We start from the raw sequence: 24989 nt of genomic DNA, 5'->3' as shown, positions 1-24989 counted from the left end.
TGAATTCCTATACACTTATGGCAATATAATATATCTTTTACACGGCCCGGATTTTGATGCGCCGTTTATTCATAGCTATTTTCGGGTATAGGAGGCATATCCGCCATGTATTTCGATTTTGGACTTATTTCGGCTAATAATGGTTGGGCAATGGCGATAACCGGTGCAATCATAGTAATTCTCGGATTGTCAATTTTATCTTTTATAATATCTCAATTACACAAGGTTATCATGCTCTTCGAGAAAAAACAATTTGGGACCGGGCAGCAAAAAAAAATGTCTTTGCCTGCAAATCAGTTTGATGCAAACATGGGTTTGCAAACAGATCTGGAGGCAACTGCAAAAATATATAAGGTTATTTCAAAAGACTTAGGAAGCATGTTCGAATTATCCAAACTCTATCAGCTTACACAAAGGGAGCAAATGCCACATCCGCATATTACCATTCGATCGCTAAGAGAAGCAGGATTTCTTGTACCTTTGGATGATGGAATCTTTACCTGGAAAAATAACTAAATGACAGGTTCTTTTACTACATATACCGAGGATATTTGATTTAATGGAACTGGCTCTTGGCTTTTTGAAAAATACCGGTTTTGCAATGGTCGATTATAGATATATTATTATGATAGCAGTAGGTATTCTATTCTGCTATCTATCTATCGCCAAGAAGTATGAACCTTTTTTACTGTTGCCCATCGGCTTTGGTATTATTGTTGGCAATATTCCTTTTTTCAAAGGATTCGGCCTTGGTATTTACGAAGATAACAGTGTACTGCACTATCTTTATTTTGGTGTAACAACAGGATTATATCCTGCCATTGTGTTTCTTGGCCTTGGTGCAATGACCGATTTTTCTTCGTTATTGGCAAGACCCAAACTGATGCTATTGGGCGCTGCCGCCCAAATGGGTATTTACTTCACATTGCTTAGCGCACTGGCTTTAGGCTTTACACCCAATGAGGCTGCCTCGGTAGCAATCATAGGCGGGGCAGACGGCCCAACCTCTATCTTTCTGACAGCTAAACTGGCGCCGGATTTGATCGGCCCCATTGCCATTGCCGCATATTCTTATATGGCAATGATACCAATAATACAACCACCTATCATGCGGTTGCTAACCACTAAAAAGGAACGATTGATCCGCATGCCTGATAACAAACGACAAGTTACTCGCAAGGAACTGCTCTTTTTTCCTATTATTGGTGTTTTACTCTGCTGCTTCTTGGCACCGGCATCCATTCCTCTTCTCGGTCCTTTTTTCTTTGGTAATCTTATGAAAGTTTCCGGTGTCGTAGATCGGTTGGCCAAAACAGCAAGCTCTACTATTATAGACACTGCCACTATCTTTCTTGGTTTTACCGTTGGTGCAAGTACTCAAGCCGATGTTTTTGTCACACCCAAAGCACTGGGAATTTTTATTCTTGGTTTAATTGCCTTTTCCATAGCCACTGCTTCCGGTGTTTTATTTGCGAAGATAATGAATATCTTTCTTAAAGAGAAGATAAATCCTTTGTTGGGTGCCGCAGGCGTTTCTGCTGTGCCGGGATCGGCACGTGAAGTACATATGGTGGCTCAAAAAGAGGACCCTGGTAATTATCTGCTTATGCATGCTATGGCGTGCAATGCTTCCGGTGTAATCGGTTCAGCCATCTGTGCAGGTATTCTTTGGAGCTTTATGATGACTTAATTTGATTATGAGTGCGAATTGTAGAAAATTGACAAGAGACTTTAAGGACGCCCCCTTGAATACAATAAATGTTTATGCAGCCTAAAAAATCATTTGCTTTAGTTAATTATACTATATGCAATCCAAAAATATGTAACCCGGACGAAGGGTGTTGTGCCGCTGTACCGGCATGCACACACAAAGTGATTAAACAGATTGATGGTGTTTTCGAACAACCCATGATATTTCAGGATATGTGTATGGGATGCTGGGATTGCATTGAAGCCTGCCCCTTGGGTGCTGTTTTTATTAAACATGTTACCTGAGCCAGTTTCAAAACTTTTCAGTTAGGAGGGAAGGTATGAAAAAAGGATTCGGACGCAAGATACTTATAGCTTTTTTCGTTGTGATAGTATTTGTTTTTTTAGTGTGGGCAGTATTTGCCGATCTGTTTGTGGAATATATGGTAGAAGCAAAGGGTACTGAGGCTGCGGGAGCAAAAGTCGAGTTAAAAAATGCTGATCTGTCTCTTTTCCCATTGGGTTTAACCCTTAACGGGCTACAGGTTACAAATCCTTATGAGCCAATGAAAAATGCTGTTGAGATTGGGCGTATTTCAGCAAATGTCGACACTACTTGGTTGTTTCGCAAAAAAGTTATTATAGATGAATTGAACATAGATAATGTTCGCTTTGATACAAAGCGTACAAAATCCGGCGCTACAAAAAAACAGGTTAAAGTTGCTAAAAAAGAAGAAAAAGAGTTGGCCCCAGGTTTTCCTGCGCTTAAAATGCCTGATATCAATGAGGTGCTTGCAAAAGAGAATCTGAAAACGCTTGAGCTGGCGAAAGAGATAAAGTCGGATATTGAAAACAGTAAAGGCTTATGGGAGAAAAAAATAGCAGCTATTGCCGGAAAGGAAAAGATAGAAGAATATAAAAAGCGCATCGAAGCTCTAAAAAAAATGAAAGACACAAAAGATATCGGAAGCATCCTTGGTGCTACAGGAGAAGCTCGGTCTATTTATAAGGACATACATGAAGAAATTAAGGTGCTGAAAAAATCACAAAATGAGCTAAACTCCACTCTTTCAAATTTTAAGTCGAAGATTTCAGCATTAGAAAAAGCTCCCCAGGAAGATATTCGCAGGCTTTCGGAAAAATATGGATTGTCAGCTTCAGGCTTGTCAAATATCAGCCGTTATTTTATAGGCCCTGAAATTCAACAATGGGTTGACAGGGGGCTTTACTGGAAGCAAAGGCTTGAGCCGTTTATTAATAAAAAAGACGGCGATAAAAAAGAAAAGACAAAAGAAGTTAAACCACCGGCAGAAAAAGAAACTATGCCTGATTTTCTTATACGCCTTTCAAATGTTTCCGTAAATCTTCCAATGGGAGAATTTTCCGGTAAAATAAAAGACATTTCTTCCGATCAGAAAATACTTGGTCGTCCTATTACTTTTGATTTTGCCGGAGATAAACTTTCAGGTGTTAATTCAGTAAAACTTGACGGATCAGTAAACCGTATTAAACCCGATTTTCCTTCAGATAAATTTAATTTAAAGCTTAAGAACTATAAAATAAAAGCAGCAAGCATTTCCAAAAGTTCATCATTGCCGCTTACTTTTGAAAAAGGCAATGCGGACATGGATCTTGAAGCAATATTAAAAAAGGGTATTATTGATGCAGCAGTAAAACTTAACCTAAACGATGTTAATATGTTATCAGGTGATGTGTCCTCCGGCTACGCAAAAGCCGTTTCAAGCGCTTTAAAAGGAGTATCAAAAATAGATATTAAAGCCGATATTACAGGCCCTGTGGATAACTATAAAATTAATATATCTTCAAACCTTGACGGATTGCTTAAAAACGCCATAGGCTCGGCAGTAAAAGAACAAGCTGCATTATTTCAAAACAAACTTCGTGCAGGTATATCGGATAAAGTAAAAGGTCCGGTTCAGGAGGCAAAGGGAAGTCTTGCAGGATTTGAAGGGCTGGAAAGCGAGATTGAAAACAGGTTGTCCCAGTTGACCGGAATGCAGGCAGGAAGCGCTGAGAAAAATACCGGTATCGGCGGTTTTAAACTTCCATTATTTTAACCGGCGGTTCATTGCAGCAATTGTTATAAATTAAGGCTAATTGAAAATCACTGTATAAACTTGTGTTTTGCCCCTGCCTGTGGGGAATGCAGGGGCAAAACACGATAGAGCTTAAGTCTCCCTGATGATCTTAACCCTTGTACTGCTGAAATCAGGAATACCTCCCACCAGATCTACCATAGGAGTCTGATTCATATTTTTGTCCAGAAGGGCAACATCATTAAAATTCAAACCTTTTGTAAATTCCGGGTTTGAAATCAGAAAATTTCCTTTCATAACAGATTTGCCTCCCTGAAAAACTTTATCTCCTTTTTTTACTTCCAAAATACTTCCACCAAACTGGCTATGACCAAAATGAAATGACACTGCAATACAGCCCGGCCGTATCAGAGATGTGGGCTGAACCTTCCCTTGTATGCCTTCAGGATTACTTTCAGAAACCAGTTTTACATTATCTCCCTCCTTGAGTCCCAGTTGCTTACAGTCATTAATATTTATCTCAATATTATTTTCATCCTGGATTTCCATGGCATAATTTGACCAGAGAGATCGTGATTGGGTATGCAGTCTGCTTTTGTAAGTTATGATTGAATACGGATATTGCTTTTCCATCTCATCTAAAATCATTCCCTTGGAATTGCTGGGATTAAGCCAGCCGGGAGAGCCCGAAAATCGTTTGCCAGTAAGGCTGTTTATGCTTTTTGCCAGATTTTCATTGTACAGATGTACTTCACTAATACCTTTTGTGAAAACCTCTTTCTCAAAAACCGCATCATAGGGTTTGAATACACCGCCTCTTGCAAGCATATGACACACGCTGTGCCATTGTTCTTCAGGAAGTATATTTTTATATTTTGCAAGCAGATAAGCCGATTCAACATAAGAGATTTCAGACTGATCGGCTTTTGGGATTTTTGCGTTGTCTGCTATATTTGCAAAAGCTCTTAAATAAAAATCCTCGGCCCGGTTAAGATCATAGCTTTTCCCGTCTTTTCCGTGGATTGCTCCCTGACCGAAACCGGGAAGATTCATATATTTGGCAAGATCAATTAAAAGCGTTTCCGTGCATATAGGTCTGCCGTCAGGCGTTTTGTGGTTTATGGGTTCAATCATGGGGCTTCGTATACCTGTAAAGGACAAACCAGGAGCATGAGGAGTAAGCCAGCCGTAATGTCCTTCGGCAAAGCTTAAATCCGGTATTATATAGTCGGCATATATGTTGGATTCGTTTATAGCAATATCCAAAGAGATATGAAGCGGTACTTTATCCGTATCGGCCAGTGTCTCTTTAAAGCGATAACCTCCCGGTATGGAGTAAACCGGATTAAAAAGATAAGTAAAAAGAACCCGGGCAGGGTAGGGGTATTGCTGATCAATTCCGCTTAAAGCTTCTACACAAAGCCCCCCCTTGGTAAAAGCAAACCAGGGGCGTTTGGCAGGATAGCCTGATCCTGTCGCCCTTTTTTTGCTCTGATACTCGGCGGATTTTTCATATACCGCCTTTTCCCTGGATATAGCCACCCCTTTGTTTTTCACACTGTTTGGAAATGATTTAAGATCGTATATGCCTTTAACCGGGCTTCCGCAACCTCCTCCGCCTTTAAGATAACCACCTTTCATGTTTACACTGCCGACAAGGGCATTTAATGATGCAATAGCATAAGCGGCGTATGTGCCGTTAACATAGTTTCCTGCCCCGTGATACTGGGTCACCGCAGCTCTGGTGCCGTGAGAAGAAAATTCATGGGCAACTCTTTGAATTTGTGTTTTTAAAACACCGGAAAACTTTGCATACTCAGAAAGAGAATGTGCAAAAGCCTCTTCTTTTAATAGACGGTAGGCGGTTTTTACGCGGACGCTGTTTCCAAAATAATCCTTTATTACTCCTTCTGCATCAAGGTTTGCCTGCCGGATGTACTGAGCTGAAGCCGTATTCCGGCTGTTTTCTTCAAACACAACTTTTTCATTGCCTTTAACATCACCAAGCGACGGATCTATATGCTTCATGCGCAAAAAAGCGCTGTCATCCGGATGGGTTGGATCACAGATTACAAGATGACTTGCGTTTGAAAGCACACCAAACCCCCTTTTCTTTACTTCCGTTTCATTAGGAGCGCTTAAATAAAATTTGTTTACCCTGTCATGTTCCATCATGTAACGGATTATGCCCATGGCAAGTGCCCCGTCTTTTCCGGGTTTTACAGGAAGCCAGTCTTTTGCGTGAACCGATGCCCGTGTAGCTCTGGGATCTACGATAGAAAAGGAGAGTTTGCCTCCTGACTGTCTGCGGGCCACTATTGCACCGTAAGTATTGATTCCAGGTTGTAATGCTTCATATATATTGGCCCCAAAAACAAGTATGTAATCGGCGTTTTTTGGATCGGCTTTAAGTTCCACTTCTTTTTCACCGCTTAAGGCAAAATTACCCATGCGAAAGCCCAGACCGCATATGTCCGTATGGCCGATGCGGTTTTTAGATCCCACACTGCTTTTAACAAAACGGTCGATAAACTCTTTTCTTCCGCTTTGAAGCCTGCCTGTAAGAAAAACCAGACCGTTTCTTTTGGGACCTAAGGAAGGATCATCACTTTGTATGGGTTCATCGGAAAGAAGATCCTTTATACCCGGAACCTGCCGGTTTTCTCCTAAATGTGCAAAAAGCCTTCCTCCATCGGAAACTTCACGTATTAAGGTATCCCAGGAAACCGGTTCGAATTTTTTCGATCCTCTTGGGCCAAAGCGTTTAAGCGGGGATAATATTCTATAGGGGTTGTATATATATCCGGGCGTATCAAGCGACTTTCCGCAAACCGGGCTGCTTATTTTCAAAGCATCGGCCAATTGTGTGTCATAAGAAATGGGATCAAACTGCATATTATAAGGATGGTAAGGGTTGCCGGAAATATTGACCAGCTTGCCGTCCTGAATTACTCCGCGAACACCGCAGCGGGCATTACAGGCCAGGCAAACGGAATGAACGGTTTTTGTATTTGGTGATAATCGTGTTTCAGGTGTTTTCTGCAACTCTCTGGGATCAATTGTTTTGGGGCTTTCGGCAATAGCCGTATCACAGGAAAGAACAGCTGTGGCAGCCAGACCCGTTTTGATCAGAGTGCGCCTGCTGATTACTTTTGTGTTGTCATCATTTTTACTGCTCATGATCCTTGCCCCTCCTTTTCCATGCTATGATAGATCACGGATGTCTTGCGTGATTTTTTTGACATTTGCTTTTCAATATGTTTCAGATATTTTCCAAATTCACCTTCAGGCTTGTCAAACCTGCCGAAGATTCGTGCTCCGGGAGAGCAGTTTTCAACACAGGCCGGACTTAATCCCTGCGCAAGCCGGTTTATGCACAAATCGCATTTGTCTGTCTTATCCGAAAAGCGGTTGTCATGAAATCGCGCATCATAAGGGCAGGCATCAATGCATGCCCCGTTTCCGTCACACAGGTTCCAATCGGTTAATACCAAACCGGATTCATGCATAAATGCTGCGCCTGCCTTGCAGGCTTTGACGCATGGCGGGTCGCTGCAGTGAACACACAATGTGGTTTTGAAGCTTATCCGTGCATCAGGCCAGATTCCTGTTTCCGTATCCTTAATCTTTGTGTTAAATTCATTTTGTGCTGTATTATTCTGAAGCTTGCAGGCTACCATGCATGACTGGCAGCCGGTGCAGCGTGTACTGTCTATGATCATGCCCCATCTGGCTCCTGCGGCAGATGGAAAGGAGTAGGCTTTTGTTCCAAACAAGACACCACTTGCTCCCAGGCAAACCATAAGGCCGTTTTTTATAAATGCTCTTCTGTTTTCCATGATAAAGTACTCTCAATATAAGGTAGAATTCGTTGATATCACAGGGTTGGCACATGATAAACGCGTTTGTTATTTGTCGCCAATATATTCCACTTTATAACTGAATCCTGCGGCATCAAAATAATTAAGCATTTTGCCGTCTACCTGGGCTGCCGGATACATGAAATAGCTGATTTTCTGCTCTGCTTTGTAAAGCGAAACGCCTCTTGAATTATTTTCAAGAACTAGTCTGAAAAGATCATCTCCGCCCCAGAAAAACTTGTACCAATCCATAGCATCATTGAGTTCAAGTTTGTGTACCAGTATCATTTTTCTTACATCTGCAGGGTCAACCATTACCCAGCCTGTGCCGGGAAGATAAAATTCAGCCCAGCAATGAAAGCTGCTTGTAACATCTCCATCTTTGGGTAAAGCCAGGCGAAGGCCGTAAACATCTCTTGCCGGAATACCGGCTGCACGGGCTAAAGTTACAAAAACAGCGCTTATATCAGCACATTTTCCCCCGCCTTTACATTGTTCAATGGTTCTGTGGGGTAATCCAAGGCCGCAGCCTTTTACATCAGGATCTCTGAAGGTGTTTTGTACAACCCAGTCGTAAATAGCTTTTGCTTTTTCAAGGGTGCCTTTTTTGCCTTTAATAGTTTTTTGAGCAATTTTTTTCATCTCAGGGTCATTGGCCGGAATTTCATCTGTAGATTCAAGATATTTTAAAACAAGTTCAGGATATTTTTTGCCGGAATCTTTCAGGTTGGCATTTTTCCGGTCTTTTTGGCTGATGTGAAAACTCATAACACACAAGGGTTTGTCTACAGGTTTAGTCCAGGCGGCATATAAATATACAGCTTCGGAAACAGGATCGCGATAGATAGCGGATTCCTGATAATTTCCTGCAATTTTCATGTTGGTGATAGTTTGAAATTCGTCACTCATTGGGTATGGCGCCCACAGTTTTACATCCTTGTTTCCATCCGTAATAGAAGGAGTTATTGTAAAGGTGAGATTTCCCGAAGGAATACCTGCAAAAGCCGGTAATGTAATCAATAAAAAAACAAACAATAATACGGCACAAAATTTTTTCATTTTTTCTCCCTGGATTGTTAAATACTAGATTGTTTAAAATAGCGGTAAGATTATGAGGTTTATTCCTATAAAATTTCTGCTTAAGATAAAGGCGAGCTTATAAGCGGTCAAATATATAATATTGATTCTAAGTACCATATGGATTGAATATATTGATACTGTAAATATGATATCTGATAGCTGTTTGTAATGTTTGCTGTTTTAATGCTTTAATCGTCCTGAGGGAAAATGGATATACATTGTGGATGGTTTCATGAATATTAAAAAAAACTATATTTTTTCTTGACTTATTTATGCCATTCTTGTCATATGTTTCCGTTTAATAATGAAATTTTCATATAGAAAAGCAGGGGTATTTCCAGTTTCTTAATTATGGAAAGCTCCAAACAATAACATAAATGCATATAGCGGAGTGATATATGTCAAAAGTATCTCTTACTATTAATGGTCAAACTGTTGAAACGGAATCCGGGAACACCATATTGCAGGCAGCTGTTCAGGAAGGGATTTTTATTCCAACACTTTGTCACAATCCATTGTTAAAACCTGAAGAAGCCTGCCGGATCTGTGTTGTTGAAGTGGAAGGCGAAAACAAACTTATTGCTTCCTGTTCTACAATGGTTAAAGAAGCAATGGTGGTTCATACGGATTCTCCTCTTGTTTTAGAAACACGCAAAGGACTTTTAACGTTAATGCTGGAGCAGCATTACGGAGATTGTGTGGCGCCATGTCATATGACTTGTCCCGGACATCTGGATATCCAGGGTTATGTTGCTCATATTGAAAGAGGCGATCCTATAGAAGCTCTTCGGCTGGTAAAAGAAAAGACTCCTTTTGCAGCAACACTCGGAAGAGTGTGTCCGCATCCTTGTGAGTTAGAATGCCGCCGCAATCGTGTTGAAAAAGCTATCAACATAAAGGATCTTAAAAGGTATGCGGCCGATTATGCTGCCGAGCGCGGAATCAGGGTAACACCTGCACCACCTCCCGATACAGGTAAAAAGGTAGCCATAATAGGAGGCGGACCGGCAGGCCTTGCCGCAGCTTATTATCTGCGCCTTAAAGGCCACGCTGCTACCATATATGATGCCATGCCCAAGCTTGGCGGTATGCTGAGATACGGTATTCCTGAATATCGTCTTCCAAAGGCTGTGCTTGATCAGGAAATACAGGAAATTTTGGATCTTGGCGTAGCGGTTAATACAAACAGGAAATTCGGAAAAGATTTTACCCTGGCATCGCTTAAAAGCGAAGGTTATGATGCGATATTTTTAGCCATAGGAGCATGGAATTCTTATAAACTTGGAATTCCCGGAGAAGAGATGCGGGGAGTCATGTCCGCCATAGAATTTCTGATTCGAACCGCTTCCGGTGATCCGCCGCCAGTTGGTAAAAAGGTGGTAGTAATCGGCAATGGGAATACAGGTATGGATGCTGCCCGAAGCTGCCTTCGCATGGGAGCAGAAGAAGTTATAATGCTTTATCGGCGGACAAAAGCAGAAATGCCGGCTAACCCGCAGGAAATTCATGATGCTGAAGAAGAAGGCGTAAAGATACATATACTGGCTACTCCGACAAGAATTATTTCCAAAGACGGGGCTTTTTCCGGTGTTGAATATCTTAAAAATGAATTAAAAGCCGCAGACAGCAGTGGACGTCCCAGACCTGTTCCTATTGAAGGTTCTGAAACAATTCTTGAAGCCGATCAGGCTATTATATCCATCGGACAATTTTCGGATGTGCAATTCTTAAAAGAAGATACCGAACTTAAAGAAGCCGCTTTTACGAGAAAAGGGATTCCTGAAACGGATACAAACACCCTTCAGTCATGTATTCCGTATCTGTTTTTAGGCGGAGATCTTTTAAGAGGCCCAAGAACGGTTATTCAGGCAAGTGCTGACGGACGTGAGGCCGCCTTGTCTATTCATAGCTATCTGACTGATGGGGCTGTTATAAAGGACGCAAAACCTTTTAATATAACAAAAGGGAAATTAAAAGTAGTTGACCAGGCCAATTTTGAAGGTATTAGAAGCCGCCCGCGTAATGAAACACCGATTCTTCCGGTTACTCAAAGAGTTAAGAGCTTTGAAGAGGCTGAACTGGTGTTTTCTGAAGAGCAAGCAAAAGAAGAAGCTTCAAGATGTCTTTCCTGCGGCTGCCAGGATGCATTTGAATGCAGGTTAAGAGAATATGCTACGATATACGGGGTAGATCAGGATAACTTGCAGTCATGGAAGAAAAGAAAATATGAAATAATAGATAAACATCCTTTAATAACCGTAGATCCCAACAAATGCATTACCTGCCGCAAGTGTTTGAACGGCTGCTCACAATATCAGGTTCAGTATGCTTTCGATCTGATACAGGATGAGAGCAGAAATGATGGTGGCCCGCCTGTTTTTATTCCGAGTATAAATGATCGCTGCGTTTCCTGCGGCTACTGCCTGGCAAACTGTCCGACCGGAGCATTATCAGAAAAGCATGAGGGACTTTCCGGCCCCTGGAAGCTGGAAACTGTGAGGACTACCTGTCCTTACTGCGGAGTGGGATGCCAGCTTAATCTGGAAAAGATTGGCGACAGGGTTGTAAAGATAAATGGTGCGGATGCGCCACCCAATTACGGCCATTTGTGTGTAAAAGGTAGGTTCGGATTTAATTTCATATATTCCGATGAAAGGCTTAAAGTACCTCTTATAAGGCAGGGTGATCGCCAATATAAGGAAGCCACATGGGATGAAGCATTTGATCTTATAGTAAGCAAATTAAAAGAGACAATCGAAAAACACGGGCCTGATGCAGTTGCAGGTGTAAGTTGCGCCCGGAGCATCAATGAAGATTCTTATCAGATGCAAAAACTCTTTCGCGCGGCGATCGGTACGAACAATATCGATCACTGCGCGCGAACGTGACATGCTCCTACCGTCGCCGGTCTGGCGATTGCTTTTGGTTCAGGTGCAATGACAAATTCTTTTTCCGATTTTGATAAAGCTAAAATGATATTTGTGATCGGCTCAAACATGACCGAAGCCCATCCGGTTGCTGCTGCTGGGGTCAAAAGAGCGGTACAAAAAGGTGCACAATTATATGTTGTTGATCCGCGGCGTACCGATCTGGCGAAGCTGGCGAAAATGCATTTACCGCTGAAAGTCGGAAGTGACATTGCTTTAATAAACGGTATTATGCATGTGCTGATAACCGAAGATTTATATGACAAGGAATATGTCAAATCATGTTGTTTGGGATTTGAAGAACTTAAAGAAAAAGTGATGGAATACCCGCCTGAAAGGGCGGCGGAGATATCCGGAATTGATGCCGATGTTATCAGGAAGTTTGCAAGAAGTATTTCTTCTGCAAAGCCTGCAATGCTTATGTACACTCTTGGAATTACCGAACACACTTGTGGTGTGAACAATGTCTTAAGCTGTGCAAATCTTCAGATGCTTTTAGGAAATGTTGGTTTCGAATGCGGAGGAGTAAATCCTTTAAGAGGCCAGAATAATGTTCAGGGCGCATGCGATATGGGCGCTTTACCGAATGTGTTCCATGGATACCAGAAAGTTGAAAGCCCGGAGGCAAGGGCCAAATTTGAAGAAGCATGGAAAGTGAAAAATCTTCCCGGCAAAAACGGCATGATGATGCCGCATATGATGGATGGTCTTGTTAATGGTAAAATAAAATTCTTCTATGTTTTCGGGGAAAATCTTGCCAACACGGAACCTGATATTCATCATGTGGAACATTGCCTGGAATCAGCCGAATTTATGGTAGTACAGGATATCTTCCATAATGAAACAACCCGGTTTGCCCATGTGATTTTACCGGCTGCTGCCTGGAGCGAAAATGACGGCACATTTACAAACAGCGAACGAAGAGTAAGTCGTGTTCGTACAGTTAAAGAGCCTCCCGGAGAGTCCAAGCCGAACTGGTGGATATTCAAAGAGATTGCAAAAAGGATGGGGCAAAACTGGGAATCAAGCAGTGCGCAGGAGATATGGGACAATGAGGTTTCTGTTTTAGCACCGCAGTTTGGCGGAATAAAATACTCGCGTATAGAAGAAAATGGTCTTCAGTGGCCTGCTCCAACATTAGATCATATGGGAACTGCAACTTTGCATAAAGACGGATGTTTTACCTGCGGGCTTGGAAATTTGATTCCTGTTGACTGGACGCCTCCTGCCGAGGTTTGCGATCAGCAATATCCTTTTGTGTTAAGTACGGGCAGACGTCTTTATCATTATCACACCCGCACACAAACCGGCCATACCAAAGGGCTTAATGAACTTTTGGGAGAAGAAACCGCGGATATTTCTTTTGCGGATGCCGAAAAACTTGGTGTTAAAACAGGTGAGAAGGTCAAAGTTAAATCCAGAAGAGGCGAGGTAATAGTAAAAGCAAAAGTAACGGATCAGGTACCTGCCGGTATGGTATGGATGGCCTTTCACTTCAGGGAGACAAATGCAAACTGGCTTACTAATGCTGCATTTGATCCTGTAAGTTTTACTGCGGAGTACAAAGCCTGCGCAGTGTCAGTTGAGAAAATATAATCATATGTGGTTATACGAAAGTCATTAAAAAAATCCTGTTAGAGGATTTAATTCTCTAACAGGATAAATTTTTGTTTAACTTAAAATACCGGTCTTGGAAGAACTTTCGCTCGTTCGGCAATTTCAGGAACTTTGTGCTCCCATTCGATTGCCATAAGATGAACTCCTGCAACTCCTTTCATCTCTTTAAACTCTTCTATCTGCTCACATGCTATCTTTATGCCTTCATCAGCCTGCATCTTCTTGTCAACACCCTGAAGCCTTTTAATAAGTTCGTCAGGTACATCCATGCCCGGCACATTATTTTTCATATACTTTGCCATACCGACACCTTTCATGGGAGTGACTCCGGCAAGAATATAGACTTTTTCGGTAAGTCCCATATCATTTGCCTGTTTCATGAAGGCTCTGAATTTTTCCATGTTGTATATGCATTGTGTCTGGATAAAATCAACACCGGATTTTATCTTTTTGGCAAGGCGATGCACTCTCCATTCAAATGGGTCGGCAAAGGGATTTGATGCTGCGCCGATAAACATTTTAGGTGGATGTTCCATTTCCGTACCACCTAACATTTTTGCGTCATCACGCATTCCTTTTACCATGCCTATAAGTTGCATTGAATCGATATCGAAAACACCTTTAGACTGGGGGTGGTCACCAAATTTCTGATGATCGCCGGACAGGCAAAGCATGTTTCTAATTCCAAGGGCATATGCTCCAAGAATATCGCTTTGCATGGCAAGTCGGTTACGGTCACGGCATACCATCTGGTAATTAGGCTCAAGCCCTTCCTGAATTGCGATTATGGAAGCAGCCCAACTAGCCATACGCACAACGGCTGTCTGGTTGTCTGTGATATTAACTGAATCAACCATACCTTTTAAGTGTGACGCTTTATGTCTTACTTCATCGGCATCAGTTCCGCGGGGCGGACCAAGCTCACCTGTAAATGCAAAATGCCCCGCCTCCAAGACTTTTTCCAAATTGCTGCCTGATTTCATTTTTATGTTGTCCTATATATTTATTTTATAAATTTTCCGGTTTTTTGTACCCGGGTTGAATCACAGTTCTTGGTATCTGATTCTGCCAATTTGAAGGAGGAGTTATCTCCAGAATACAATCAAGACGATTTTGTGCACTAAGCCTCTCATATATCATATACCAAGCACATGGTTGGTTCTTGTCTATCTCGCAGCTTCCCTGATTTGTCCCGCCGCACGGACCATTGTAAAGGCCTTTTGCGCACATGGTAACAGGGCATATACCGCCTGTAAGGCCTAAGACACAGCTGCTGCATGAACGGCATCTTTCCTCATACCAACCGACATCCTGGTTTACGCCTATAAAAGTAGTATCAACAGCGGGAAAAACCGGTTTATCAGGATATCTTTCGGCAAGAAATTGAATTCCTGCTCCGCATGCCATTGAAACAAGAGCTTCATAATCTTTTACCTTGGAATCAAGAGCTTCAAGATATTCTCTGTCACACTGTCTTTCAACCGTAAATCCGTCTATCTCTATCGGATTATCTTCAAGCTTTCGTGCCATATCAAGCTCTGCATTAAGAACGGAAACTTCTTTTTCACCGCCTGCAAGACATACGGCCACGCAGGTTCCGCAACCAACGTTAAGAACCTTTTTATAATCCTTTATAAAGTTTTTTATTTCATCAAATGGTTTTCTTTGTGCTACTATCATTATTATTACCTCTTAATACCGGAGAATCAATCCATTCCCGGTAACTATAATGCTATAACCCTAATTCAGCAAGATCCGGTCCTAAGTATTCGCGCTCATTTTCACCAAGAATGCCAAGAGAAAGGCATATAATGGTCCATAAATGAACCGTATGATATCCGCCCTCAAAATGCTCCGATAGATCATGAACCTGAGCATGACAATTATGACATGGAGTTATACAATATGTGGCTCCGGTCTTCTTGATTTGCTCATCCTTTAGTTTACCATAAGTACGTCTGGCATCGGGACGTCCTGATTGCAGAAAACCACCACCACCACCACAGCAGTAATTGTTCGACTTGTTAGGAGTCATATCAATAAAGTTTTCTTCTCCTACAACAGATTTTACAACAAACCTTAAATCCTCGGCAACTGGGTCACCAAAGCTTTTTCTAACAAGCTGGCATGGATCCTGAACAGTAAATTTGACTTGAAGCTCTTTGTTCCAATCAGAATTAACCTTAAGCTTTCCTTCCCTGATCCACTGTGCATAATACTGAATGATGCTTTTTATCTCAAAATTATAAGGAATATTGAATTTTGCCAGTCCGGACCGGACTGCAAATAGTTCGTGCCCTCACTCCGTATTGAGCCAGACCTTGCACTTTAAATCATCCACAGCTTTGGCTTTAACCTCGACAATGTGTTTCCAGCTTTCATTTTCTGCCATAAACATGCAATAGTTTTCAGCAGCCCATCCTTTTGAACCGTAAGTCCAGTCCGCACCAACCAGGTGAAGTATTTTCCATAAAGGAACCATCTCGTCCGGTTCCGTTACCGGCTCTCTGGAATTCTGATTTAAAAAGAACTCAGCGCCCACCTTATCCATAGGAGCCTGAAGATTTTCAAAACCCTCCTGGCTTTCTCTTACCTCTTCGGCAACGTCCTCAACTACAAAACGCCAGTCTTCTTCGGTTGCACCCATAGCGCTGCATGTATCGTTTCTTAAGGCCATGTCACATGAACCAAGAATTCCTTTTGGCTTACTCTCTCTGGGCCAGCTGTTCCTGACATTGAAAACAAGCTGTGGGATATTAATTTCCATTGGACATACATAAATACAACGCATGCACATAGTACACATCCATGCCCAATCGCTCTTTAATAACTCTTCATCCATGCCAAGTGCCGCCATGCGCAAAAATTTCCTTGGATCCATGCCCTCAAGCCCTGTCGCAGGACATCCTGATGAACATGCTCCACAGGTAAGACAAAGATTAAGATTACCCCCTTTAGGGAGAATTTCCTTGACTTTGTCTATAAACATACTTTTCTTTTTACCGCCAAGTTTGATTGCTTCTTCCGCCATAGTTTACTCCTTATTTTTGGCTGTTGACCATTTTTTTAATGGGTTAGGCCCAAGCTTCTTTATATGTTCAGTCATCTCTTTTGCATATGCTGCAAAGGTAGGTCCCTCGCCTGAAGAAAGATTATACATCCTTACTCTGTCCCCTTCAAGTCCAACCTCTTCCAAAAGTTTCTGTACGTGCATAACCCGTTCCCTGGCACGTAAATTTCCCTGTTTATAATGGCATGCCCCTTCCAGACAGCCGACAGCATAAGCGCCGTCAGCGCCCATCTGTATAGATCTCATCAAGTGCATGACATCCACTTTTCCGGTACAGGGAACCCGTATGATTTTAATATTTACAGGATAATCCAGCCGCATCGAACCTGCCAGGTCCGCAGCAGAATATCCTCAGTACTCGCAACAAAACGCAATAATAGTTGGTTCAAAGTCAGACATTACATTCCCCCTGCCAGCAAGGCATCAATTTTGCTAGTAATTTGATCATCTTCATAAAAATTAAGCTGAATGGTCTGCCTTGGGCATACGCTTGCGCACACACCGCAACCATGGCAGATGGCGTCATCTATTTCAATAACCTGTTTTTCAGTATTAAAGACCGGTACTTCAAACGGACAAGACCGGACACAGGTAAGGCATTTCACGCAATGTTCCGTATCCACCTGTGCTGTAATTGCCGACAGTTTAATATGAGACTTGGAAAGAAATGTTGTTGCGCGGGATGCAGCAGCCTGGGCCTGAGCAATTGCTTCGGTTATCAGTTTTGGCCCGTGAGCAGTACCGCACAGGAAAATTCCTTCACCCGGCATATCAACAGGTCTCAGCTTAACATGCGCTTCAATAAAAAATCCTTCCGGATTGCGGTTAAACTTCATTATTCCGCAAAGCTCGGTTGTGTCTTCTGCAACCATTCCAGCGCTTAGCGCCAAAAGGTCAGCACGTATTTCAAGATCTTTTTGAAGAATATGGTCTTTTACTTTTACAATCATTCCTTCGGAAGAAGGTTCCACCTGAGGAGGATGATCCTCATCAAACCTGATGAAGATAACTCCCAGATTTCTTGCTTCAGTATAATATTCTTCTAAAAGTCCATATGTGCGGATATCCCTGTAAAGCACATAAACATTGGTTTCGGGATTCAATTTTTTTATCGCCAAGGAGTTTTTAACTGCATTCTGACAGCAAATTCTGGAACAGTTTTCATTTTCTTTGTTTCTGGAACCAACGCATTGGATCATTACAACAGAATCAAGTTCTGCGGCTCCTTTATCTTCCAGGATATCTCCAAGCTGAACCTGTGTTACTACACGTGGATCTTCATTATATGAATATTCAATTGGGATATATTCTTTGGCGCCGGTTGCAACAATAATAATGCCGTGTTCAAGCTTTTGCTTTTCTTCTCCGACAGCTACTTCAGTTGTGAAATTTCCCTTATATCCTGCAAAATCGGTTACACGCGCTTTAGTAATAACTTCAATATTTGGATTTTGCTGAACCTGTTCTATAAGTTCTTTTATATATGTTTTAACATCTTTTCCTTCAATAGTATGGTGAAGTTTGAGGGAAAAGCCGCCCAGCTCAGATTCTTTTTCCAGCAAAAACACCTTGAATCCTTGCTTCCCAAGACCAAGCGCGGCATTCATTCCGGAAATACCACCACCGATAACAAGAGCCTGCTTATTGACTGAAATGACTTTTTCGTTCAATTGCTTCAAAGTAGCAGACCTGGCGATTGCCATCCTGACCAGATCTTTTGCTTTCTGTGTAGCAAGTTCAGGACTCTTGGAATGTATCCATGAATTATGGTTTCGTATATTTGCCATTTCAAACAGATAACGATTCAGGCCACATGCCTCTAAGGTTTCCATAAACATCTGTTCATGAGTTTTTGGACTGCATGATGCTACGACCACCCGGTTAAGCTTATGCTCAATGATCTTTTCCTTGATCTTATCCTGAGTATCCTGAGAGCAGGTGAAAAGGTTGTGATCTGTGAAAACCACATAAGGAAGAGTTCCTGCATATTCGGTAACTTTAGGAACATTGACAACTCCGCCGATATTGATACCGCAGTTGCAGACAAATACTCCGATTCTAGGGGTTTGTTCAGCTACATCCTGTTGATCAGGGATTTCAATAGCTTTAGTTTCAGTGCCACGGGCCTCCACAAGATCACCACCTGCCATACAGGCAGCTGCGCTTGCTTCAGTAACGGAACTTGGAATATCCTTTGGGCCCTGAAATACACCACAGGTATAAACACCGGGACGTGAAGTAATAACCGGTGTAAATGGATCTGTGGTAACAAAATTGTATTTATTCAGCTCAATCCCCAGTTGTTTTGCCAGTACTTTTGATGTTTCGGGAATCTGGAGGCCAACGGACAGAACCACCATGTTGAATATTTCTTCAAGAATTTCTCCCGCTTCATTTACGAATCGTACAGAAAGATCGCCTGTTTCGGGAATTTCCGTAATCGTATGAATCCTTGCTTTAACAAATCTTACGCCATCTTTGTCTTTGGCCCTTAGGTAGTATTTTTCATAATCCTTGCCGAAAGAACGGATATCCATATTGAATACTACACAGTCAAGTTCGCCATGCACATGTTCTTTTGCTATCATGGCTTCCTTGATCGCATACATGCAGCATACGGACGAGCAGTAACCGTTTCCGCATTTATTGGTATCACGGGAGCCGACACACTGCAGCCATGCGATTTTTTTCGGTTCTTCACGGTCAAGCGGACGGCAAAGATGTCCACGATAAGGTCCTGATGCACTCAAGATACGCTCGAATTCTTCACTGGTAACTACATTGGGATACTTACCGTAACCTAAAAAATCCAGTTTGGAAGGGTCATATCCCTGGCTACCGGATGCAAGAATTATTGATCCAACAGTTAGTGTGGATTCACGCTCAACATCGTCGTAGCAGATAGCTTTTGCAACGCACATGTTTTCACACAGGCCGCAGCCGATACAAGTTTCAGTGTCGATGCCAAATGCAAGCGGAACTGCCTGGGGATATTCAATATAGGTTGCTCTGCGTTCATCAAGCCCCTTGTTGTAGCGGTTGACTGCTGTGACAGGACAATGACGGGCGCATTCTCCGCAGCCCGTACATTTAACAGGATCAATATATCGGGGATGATTAACAAGAGTAACTGTAAAATTACCCGGTTCACCTTCAACCGTTTTTATTTCGCTGTTTGTAATTTTATTAACATTAAGATGCCGGCCGACCTCGACCAGTTTAGGTGAGATAACTCACATCGCACAGTCATTGGTCGGGAATGTCTTATCCAGCCGGGCCATCATGCCGCCGACTGTCGGCAACTTATCTACAAGATGCACATAGTAATCTGAATTTGCCAGATCCAGCGATGCCTGCATGCCAGCAATACCGGCGCCAACCACCATAACAGACCCGCTGATTTTACCTTTATCCGTTGCCACGTTATCTCCTTATTATAATACTTTGAATTATAATGCTCCGAAAACCGGAATGCTGCCCTCATGGCCTTTAAATTCGACCATGCTGCTTTTTTCCATGTCTGCCAGAAGATAGGAAATTTCTTTCATCTCCATCCCGATTCTGCTGCTTATCCCTCTGACAGATGTAAACCCGGCAGCTATCGCCTGATGAATCAGACGAATTTTGTATTCTCTATCCAGAACGGAATCCAGAACAGATTCAAATTTTTCTCTTTCCCATTTTCGGCCGTAAACATCGCCCTTGGTGAGCAATTTAACTTCTTTGCCGACCATCCAGCGTATTGTTTCGGATTTTAAAGTTTCTTCCACAGCACCCAGCTCAAGTTCATACATAGCCGGTTCAAATTTACCCTGTTCCTTAATGCTATTTATAGCTGCTGTGGATATATCAACAAATCTCTGAGCTTCAGCAGAGGACAGCCAGGCCAGATGCAACCTGTTTTCCCCGATGCCGGAAAGCTTTAGAAGTTTTTGGGTCATAATAATCTTTTTTTCAGCTTGAATATTACCTTCCAGGTAATGGCAGTCGCCGAAATGTCAGCCGGCCACCAAAATACCGTCAGACCCTTTTTTTAATGCCTGAACAATAAATAGCGGATCTACACGCCCGGAACACATTACACGTACCGTTCTTAAGTTGGAAGGGTGTTGTATTCGTGACACCCCTGCCAGATCAGCTCCGGCATAAGCACACCAGTTGCATAGAAAAGCAACTATTTTAGGTTCAAAATCTGTCATAATTATCACCATAGAAATTGTATAACGTTATTATACGGCAGCATTTACCGCAGCCATTATTTGCTTGTCTCTGAAATGCAACATGTCAATAGCTTTTTGCGGACAGCTTGCCGAACACAAACCACATCCTTTGCACGATGCAGGTATATTTTTTGCCTTTTGTCCTTTACCTTCAGGGTCTTCCATTACAATTCCTCCAAAGGGACAAATTTCAGCGCAAAGACCGCATCCGATACACTTTTCGGCATCAACCTGAGATACCAGAGGAGAAATTGTGATTGTATTCCTTGAAAGAATGGTAACAGCCCGACCGGCTGCGGCATATGCCTGAGAAATGGATTCATCCAGTGGTTTGGGATAGTGAGCTAATCCGCAGATAAAAAGACCTTCTGTCGCAAAATCAACCGGCCTCAATTTTGCGTGTGCTTCCATGAAAAATTTCTCGGCATTAAGCGGCAATTTGTAAACGGACGCCAAAGCATCATTTTCCATAGGTTCAATAGCTGTCGAGAGATTGACTAAATCCGCCTGTATCTGAACGCTTCTTTGCAGGACAGGGTCAAATACAGTAACTTCCAAACCTTTGCCAGCCGCTTTAACCAAAGGTTTTTTGTCTAATTTATAGCGAATAAAAATTATACCTTTCTCTCTGGCCTTTTTATATAATTCTTCTTTTTCTCCATATGTTCTTATATCTCTATACAGGACAAATACATCCTTATCAGGATCTTCTTCCTTTATAGAAACAGCCTGAGAAATAGCTGAAGTACAACAGATCATAGAACAATAAGGTCTGTTTTCATCACGTGATCCGACACATTGAATAAATACTATGCTATTTGCATCTTTCAATTTTTCAGGCTGATGTTCGAGGTCATGCCAGGTAGTAACGGATGGATGCTCCCCGTAAAGGTATTCATCTGTAACCGCCGCTTTTCCGCCTGTTGCAATAATAGTGATACCATGCTTAATTGTATGTTGCGTGTTATTCGCCACTACGTTCGTTTCAAAATTACCGACAAAGCCGGAAGCATCTTTTACTTCTGCATCAAGCAACAGATTGATGTTCGGATGATTTTCCACTTTTTGTATTTTTTCGGAAAGAAATGTCCTGACATCCTGGCCATCCCATGTTTTTGTTAGATTTTGTGCAGAACCTCCTAAAACGTTTGATTTTTCAACCAGAGTTGTAGAAAAACCCTGATCGGCCAAACATAAAGCTGCAGTCATTCCGGCAACACCACCGCCTATTACCAAGCCTGATTTTTCAACATCTACCAATATATCAGGTATAGATTCCAAGAGTGCGGCCTTGGAAACCGCCATTTTTAATAAGTCTTTGGCTTTTTGAGTAGCTTTTTCCTTTTCATTCGAATGAACCCATGTACACTGGTTTCTGATATTGGCCATTTCAAACAAATAAGGGTTAAGCCCTGCGTTGCGAATAGTTTCCTGAAACAATGGTTCATGTGTTTTTGGAGTACATGCTGCAACCACAATCCGGTTTAAGTTATTTTTCTTGATAACTTCTACTATTTTGTCCTGGGTGTCATTGCTGCATGAAAAAAGGTTATCCTCAACATGCGCCACTCCAGGTAATGATTTTGCATATTCGACGATTGCAGGAACATCTGCAACTCCGCCGATGTTGATTCCGCAATTGCATACAAAAACACCTACACGCGGTTGTTGATCCGCTAATGCTATTTCTTCCGGGAAAATCTTGTCTTTTACTAAAGTACCCCGCGAAGATGTAAGGCTAATCCCGGCACCACATGCCGCAGCACTTGCTTCCATAACCGAATGAGGGATATCCTTAGGTCCCTGAAATATTCCGCAGGCATAAACCCCGGGCCTTGATGTCATGACCGGCTCAAAAGGTTTTGTGACGGCAAAATTATTTTTGTTAATATCCACATCAAGTTTTTTTGCAAGCTCCACTGTAGATTCAGACACCTGAAGACCAACCGAAAGAACAACCATGTCAAATATTTCTTCCTGAATCTGGCCAGAATCATCAGCATAACGAAGCTTTAAAGCTTTTTCTTCTCCAACTTCATCAATCGTGTGAATACGGGCATTAATAAATCTTACACCTTGTTCGTCTTTAGCACGGTCATAATATTTTTCGTAATCTTTGCCAAAAGTTCTGATATCAATATTAAATATTGCGCAATCCAGATCGCCATTGGCATGTTCTTTTGAAACCATCGCATCTTTTATGGCATACATGCAGCATACAGACGAGCAGTAACCGTTTCCACATTTGTTGTTATCTCTTGAACCTATACATTGAAGCCATGCAATTTTTTGAGGTTCTTTCTTATCGGACGGTTTGAGTAAATGCCCCATTGTGGGGCCTGATGCGCTAAGTAATCTTTCAAATTCAAGACTGGTTAGTACATTAGGATTGGTCTTATAATGATAGAATTCGTCAAGAGATGAAGGATCGTAAGTATCGGCTCCGGGACATAGTATTACGGAACCAACATCAATTTGTTTTTCTTCAACTTTCTGGCTGTGATCAACAGCACCTGCAAGACAGGCGTCAACACACTGATTACACTCGCAGCAATAACCGCAGTTAAGACATCTTCCTGCTTCAGCGGCTCCGTCTTCTTCATTATAGCCAAGTTCGACTTCCTTAAAATTACCTGCCCGTTTTTCAGCAGAAAGTTCAGGCATTACAGCTCTCGATTTAATGGGCTCGCCTTTAGGCACAGGTCTGTAAACAGGATTTTCATTTGTCACAGCCTCACGGCCTTCGGCCATGTCTTTTCCGTCCAGATACCTCATTATAGAATCGGCTGCTTCTTTTCCGGCTGCAATTGCCCCTATGGCAACCCAAGGACCTGTTTGAACATCACCACCTGCAAAAACACCTGCCCGGCCGGTAGCATAAGTCACGGAATCAGTCTCAACTGTTCCCCATTTAGAAAAGTCTAAACCGGTCACATTTTCAAGTGCGGACAAATCCGGCTTCTGGCCTATCGCAGGTATAAGTTGATCTATCTCAATGTCATATTCACTTCCGGGAACAGGAACAGGTCTTCTTCTTCCTGATGAATCCGGTTCTCCAAGCTCCATACGAATACATCGCAGACCTATAACATTGCCATCTGCAGTCAATATTTCCTGAGGTGCTGCAAGATATGTTATTTCGGTTCCTTCGGTTTCAGCGGCATGAATTTCTTCTTCCCATGCAGGCATTTCACTGCGGGTTCTTCTGTAAATTATATTGACCTTTTCGGCTCCAAGCCTTACGGCGCATCTTGCAACATCTATGGCAACATTACCGCCGCCGATTATCGCAACATTTTTACCGACTTGTGCCTTTCCCGTAAGGTTTACTTCTCTTAAGAAATCAACACCCTGACGGACTCCTTTGGCTTTTTCTCCTGGAACACCAAGATCAAAACCCTTGTGTGCACCGATTGCTATATATACGGATTTATAACCTTTGGCAAAAAGGTCATCTATGGTAAGATCAGAGCCAAGCGGGGTATTTGTTTTAATTTCAACCCCAAGGTTTGTTATTACTTCTATTTCATTATCAAGAACGTCTCTTGGAAGTCTGTGTTCAGGTATGCCAACCCTTAACATGCCACCAGCCTTGGGAAGAGCTTCAAAGATGGTAGAAAGCACTCCGTTTCGCGCAAGTTGGTATGCGGCGGAAAGACCTGCCGGACCTGATCCAATAATAGCAACCTTATCTTCCCTTTTGGGAAGCATTTTGATCTCAACATTTCTTGGATCAAATTTATCCGCGGCAAGTCGTTTGAGGTTGCGTATTGCAACAGGATGATCCACATCACACCTGCGACAGGCGTCTTCGCAACCATGAGGGCATATTCTTCCAAGAACTCCGGGCAAAGGCAGATCCTCCATAATGATCTGAAGGGCCTCTTTATATTTGCTCTGGCCTACCATCTGAACATAACCCTGAACATTAAGACCAGCCGGACATGCAAGCCTGCACGGGGCCTTATCGGTTTTCTGTATGGAGTATGCTCCGGGGATAGCCTGTGCGTATTGCTTATAAATGGCTTTTCTTACAGAAAGGCTTTCATCATATTCATTAGGTAGTGTAACTGGACAGACTTTGGAACAATCTCCGCAGCTCGTACATTTGGAAAGGTCTATATAACGTGGATTTTGTTTTATTTTTGCTTTAAAATTACCAGGATCTCCTTCAAGTCCCAGAAGTTCCGTATTTGTTAAAAGCTCGATGTTAAGATGCCGGCCGACCTCGACCAGTTTAGGTGAGATTACTCACATCGCACAGTCATTTGTCGGAAAGGTCTTGTCAAGCTGCGACATTAGCCCGCCGATGGCAGCGGATTTTTCCACAAGATAAACGTAATAACCGGACTCGGCAAGATCAAGCGCAGACTGCATACCTGTAATACCTGCACCGACAATCATTACCGACCCGCTTTTGTTTCCTTTAACAGCCCCCATTATTTCTCCTTAAAATAAACCATCTGGAT

16 protein-coding genes and 2 pseudogenes are annotated in these 24989 nt (G+C 42.4%); 7 read left to right on the top strand and 11 right to left on the bottom strand.

The genetic code is table 11. From position 1 onward, the window contains the following. Nucleotides 1–105 precede the first annotated feature (105 nt). The 4 genes from KKC46_01600 (at nt 106) to KKC46_01585 (ending at nt 3767) form a co-directional block, all read left to right on the top strand. Nucleotides 106–516: an OadG family protein gene (locus KKC46_01600; GenBank protein MBU1052503.1), complete on the top strand. Its 411-nt coding sequence runs from the start codon at nt 106–108 to the stop codon at nt 514–516. Between the two features lie 43 nt (nt 517–559). Next, nucleotides 560–1690, top strand: coding sequence for a sodium ion-translocating decarboxylase subunit beta (locus KKC46_01595; protein MBU1052502.1), 1131 nt, complete (start codon nt 560–562; stop codon nt 1688–1690). Between the two features lie 68 nt (nt 1691–1758). Then, nucleotides 1759–1995: a 4Fe-4S binding protein gene (locus KKC46_01590; protein ID MBU1052501.1), complete on the top strand. Its 237-nt coding sequence runs from the start codon at nt 1759–1761 to the stop codon at nt 1993–1995. A 35-nt stretch (nt 1996–2030) separates the two neighbouring features. Further along, nucleotides 2031–3767 carry a TIGR03545 family protein gene (locus KKC46_01585; protein MBU1052500.1) on the top strand — a complete coding sequence of 579 codons (1737 nt, stop codon included), beginning with the start codon at nt 2031–2033 and terminating at the stop codon, nt 3765–3767. Nucleotides 3768–3878: 111 nt separating this feature from the next. On the opposite strand, the gene KKC46_01580 is transcribed toward KKC46_01585, so the two are convergent. The 3 genes from KKC46_01580 to KKC46_01570 all read right to left on the bottom strand — a co-directional run bounded on the left by KKC46_01580 (nt 3879) and on the right by KKC46_01570 (nt 8665). Beyond that, nucleotides 3879–6926: a molybdopterin-dependent oxidoreductase gene (locus KKC46_01580; protein ID MBU1052499.1), complete on the bottom strand. Its 3048-nt coding sequence runs from the start codon at nt 6924–6926 to the stop codon at nt 3879–3881. Next, nucleotides 6923–7585, bottom strand: coding sequence for a 4Fe-4S dicluster domain-containing protein (locus KKC46_01575; protein ID MBU1052498.1), 663 nt, complete (start codon nt 7583–7585; stop codon nt 6923–6925). Before KKC46_01575 ends, KKC46_01580 begins: the two co-directional genes overlap by 4 nt. Nucleotides 7586–7654: 69 nt before the next feature. After that, nucleotides 7655–8665, bottom strand: a complete 1011-nt coding sequence (locus KKC46_01570; GenBank protein MBU1052497.1) for a transglutaminase-like domain-containing protein — start codon at nt 8663–8665, stop codon at nt 7655–7657. A gap of 419 nt (nt 8666–9084) precedes the next feature. Between KKC46_01570 and KKC46_01565 the strand changes: the two are divergent. From KKC46_01565 to fdhF, 3 genes and pseudogenes are all read left to right on the top strand, one after another. Beyond that, nucleotides 9085–9318, top strand: a pseudogene (locus KKC46_01565) ((2Fe-2S)-binding protein). Nucleotides 9319–9519: 201 nt separating this feature from the next. Next, nucleotides 9520–10569, top strand: a pseudogene (locus KKC46_01560) (FAD-dependent oxidoreductase). Continuing rightward, nucleotides 10549–13209 (top strand): formate dehydrogenase subunit alpha, encoded by a 2661-nt coding sequence (fdhF, locus tag KKC46_01555; protein ID MBU1052496.1) that lies wholly within the window; start codon nt 10549–10551, stop codon nt 13207–13209. Before KKC46_01560 ends, fdhF begins: the two are co-directional and overlap by 21 nt. A gap of 80 nt (nt 13210–13289) precedes the next feature. Here fdhF and KKC46_01550 read toward each other — a convergent pair whose 3' ends face one another. The 8 genes from KKC46_01550 to KKC46_01515 all read right to left on the bottom strand — a co-directional run bounded on the left by KKC46_01550 (nt 13290) and on the right by KKC46_01515 (nt 24960). Then, a complete protein-coding gene (locus KKC46_01550) occupies nt 13290–14213 on the bottom strand; it encodes a methylenetetrahydrofolate reductase (GenBank protein MBU1052495.1) in 924 nt (307 codons plus the stop codon). A gap of 25 nt (nt 14214–14238) precedes the next feature. Continuing rightward, nucleotides 14239–14910 (bottom strand): methylenetetrahydrofolate reductase C-terminal domain-containing protein, encoded by a 672-nt coding sequence (locus KKC46_01545; protein MBU1052494.1) that lies wholly within the window; start codon nt 14908–14910, stop codon nt 14239–14241. Between the two features lie 52 nt (nt 14911–14962). Then, entirely contained in the window at nt 14963–16261 is a 1299-nt protein-coding gene (locus tag KKC46_01540) for a (Fe-S)-binding protein (protein ID MBU1052493.1), read from the bottom strand. Nucleotides 16262–16264: 3 nt separating this feature from the next. Continuing rightward, nucleotides 16265–16699, bottom strand: coding sequence for a hydrogenase iron-sulfur subunit (locus tag KKC46_01535; protein ID MBU1052492.1), 435 nt, complete (start codon nt 16697–16699; stop codon nt 16265–16267). After that, a complete protein-coding gene (locus KKC46_01530) occupies nt 16699–19686 on the bottom strand; it encodes an FAD-dependent oxidoreductase (GenBank protein MBU1052491.1) in 2988 nt (995 codons plus the stop codon). Before KKC46_01530 ends, KKC46_01535 begins: the two co-directional genes overlap by 1 nt. A gap of 63 nt (nt 19687–19749) precedes the next feature. Further along, the gene (locus KKC46_01525) at nt 19750–20277 is read right to left on the bottom strand and encodes a hydrogenase iron-sulfur subunit (GenBank protein ID MBU1052490.1); all 528 of its coding nucleotides are present in this window, start codon (nt 20275–20277) and stop codon (nt 19750–19752) included. Between the two features lie 21 nt (nt 20278–20298). Then, nucleotides 20299–20499, bottom strand: coding sequence for a hydrogenase iron-sulfur subunit (locus tag KKC46_01520; protein ID MBU1052489.1), 201 nt, complete (start codon nt 20497–20499; stop codon nt 20299–20301). A 30-nt stretch (nt 20500–20529) separates the two neighbouring features. Next, entirely contained in the window at nt 20530–24960 is a 4431-nt protein-coding gene (locus KKC46_01515; protein MBU1052488.1) for an FAD-dependent oxidoreductase, read from the bottom strand. Nucleotides 24961–24989 lie beyond the last annotated feature (29 nt).

The sequence above is a fragment of the Pseudomonadota bacterium genome (assembly GCA_018817425.1).
GTDB lineage: Bacteria > Desulfobacterota > Desulfobacteria > Desulfobacterales > RPRI01 > RPRI01.
This window is presented reverse-complemented; position numbering and strand designations above follow the sequence as displayed.

What these genes read in the sequence shown, in the direction of transcription:
- KKC46_01600 (MBU1052503.1), top strand. Translation starts at nt 106, where the DNA reads ATGTATTTCGATTTTGGACTTATTTCGGCTAATAATGGTTGGGCAATG.
- KKC46_01595 (MBU1052502.1), top strand. Translation starts at nt 560, where the DNA reads ATGGAACTGGCTCTTGGCTTTTTGAAAAATACCGGTTTTGCAATGGTC.
- KKC46_01590 (MBU1052501.1), top strand. Translation starts at nt 1,759, where the DNA reads ATGTTTATGCAGCCTAAAAAATCATTTGCTTTAGTTAATTATACTATA.
- KKC46_01585 (MBU1052500.1), top strand. Translation starts at nt 2,031, where the DNA reads ATGAAAAAAGGATTCGGACGCAAGATACTTATAGCTTTTTTCGTTGTG.
- KKC46_01580 (MBU1052499.1), bottom strand. Translation starts at nt 6,926, where the DNA reads ATGAGCAGTAAAAATGATGACAACACAAAAGTAATCAGCAGGCGCACT.
- KKC46_01575 (MBU1052498.1), bottom strand. Translation starts at nt 7,585, where the DNA reads ATGGAAAACAGAAGAGCATTTATAAAAAACGGCCTTATGGTTTGCCTG.
- KKC46_01570 (MBU1052497.1), bottom strand. Translation starts at nt 8,665, where the DNA reads ATGAAAAAATTTTGTGCCGTATTATTGTTTGTTTTTTTATTGATTACA.
- KKC46_01550 (MBU1052495.1), bottom strand. Translation starts at nt 14,213, where the DNA reads ATGAAATCAGGCAGCAATTTGGAAAAAGTCTTGGAGGCGGGGCATTTT.
- KKC46_01545 (MBU1052494.1), bottom strand. Translation starts at nt 14,910, where the DNA reads ATGATAGTAGCACAAAGAAAACCATTTGATGAAATAAAAAACTTTATA.
- KKC46_01520 (MBU1052489.1), bottom strand. Translation starts at nt 20,499, where the DNA reads ATGACAGATTTTGAACCTAAAATAGTTGCTTTTCTATGCAACTGGTGT.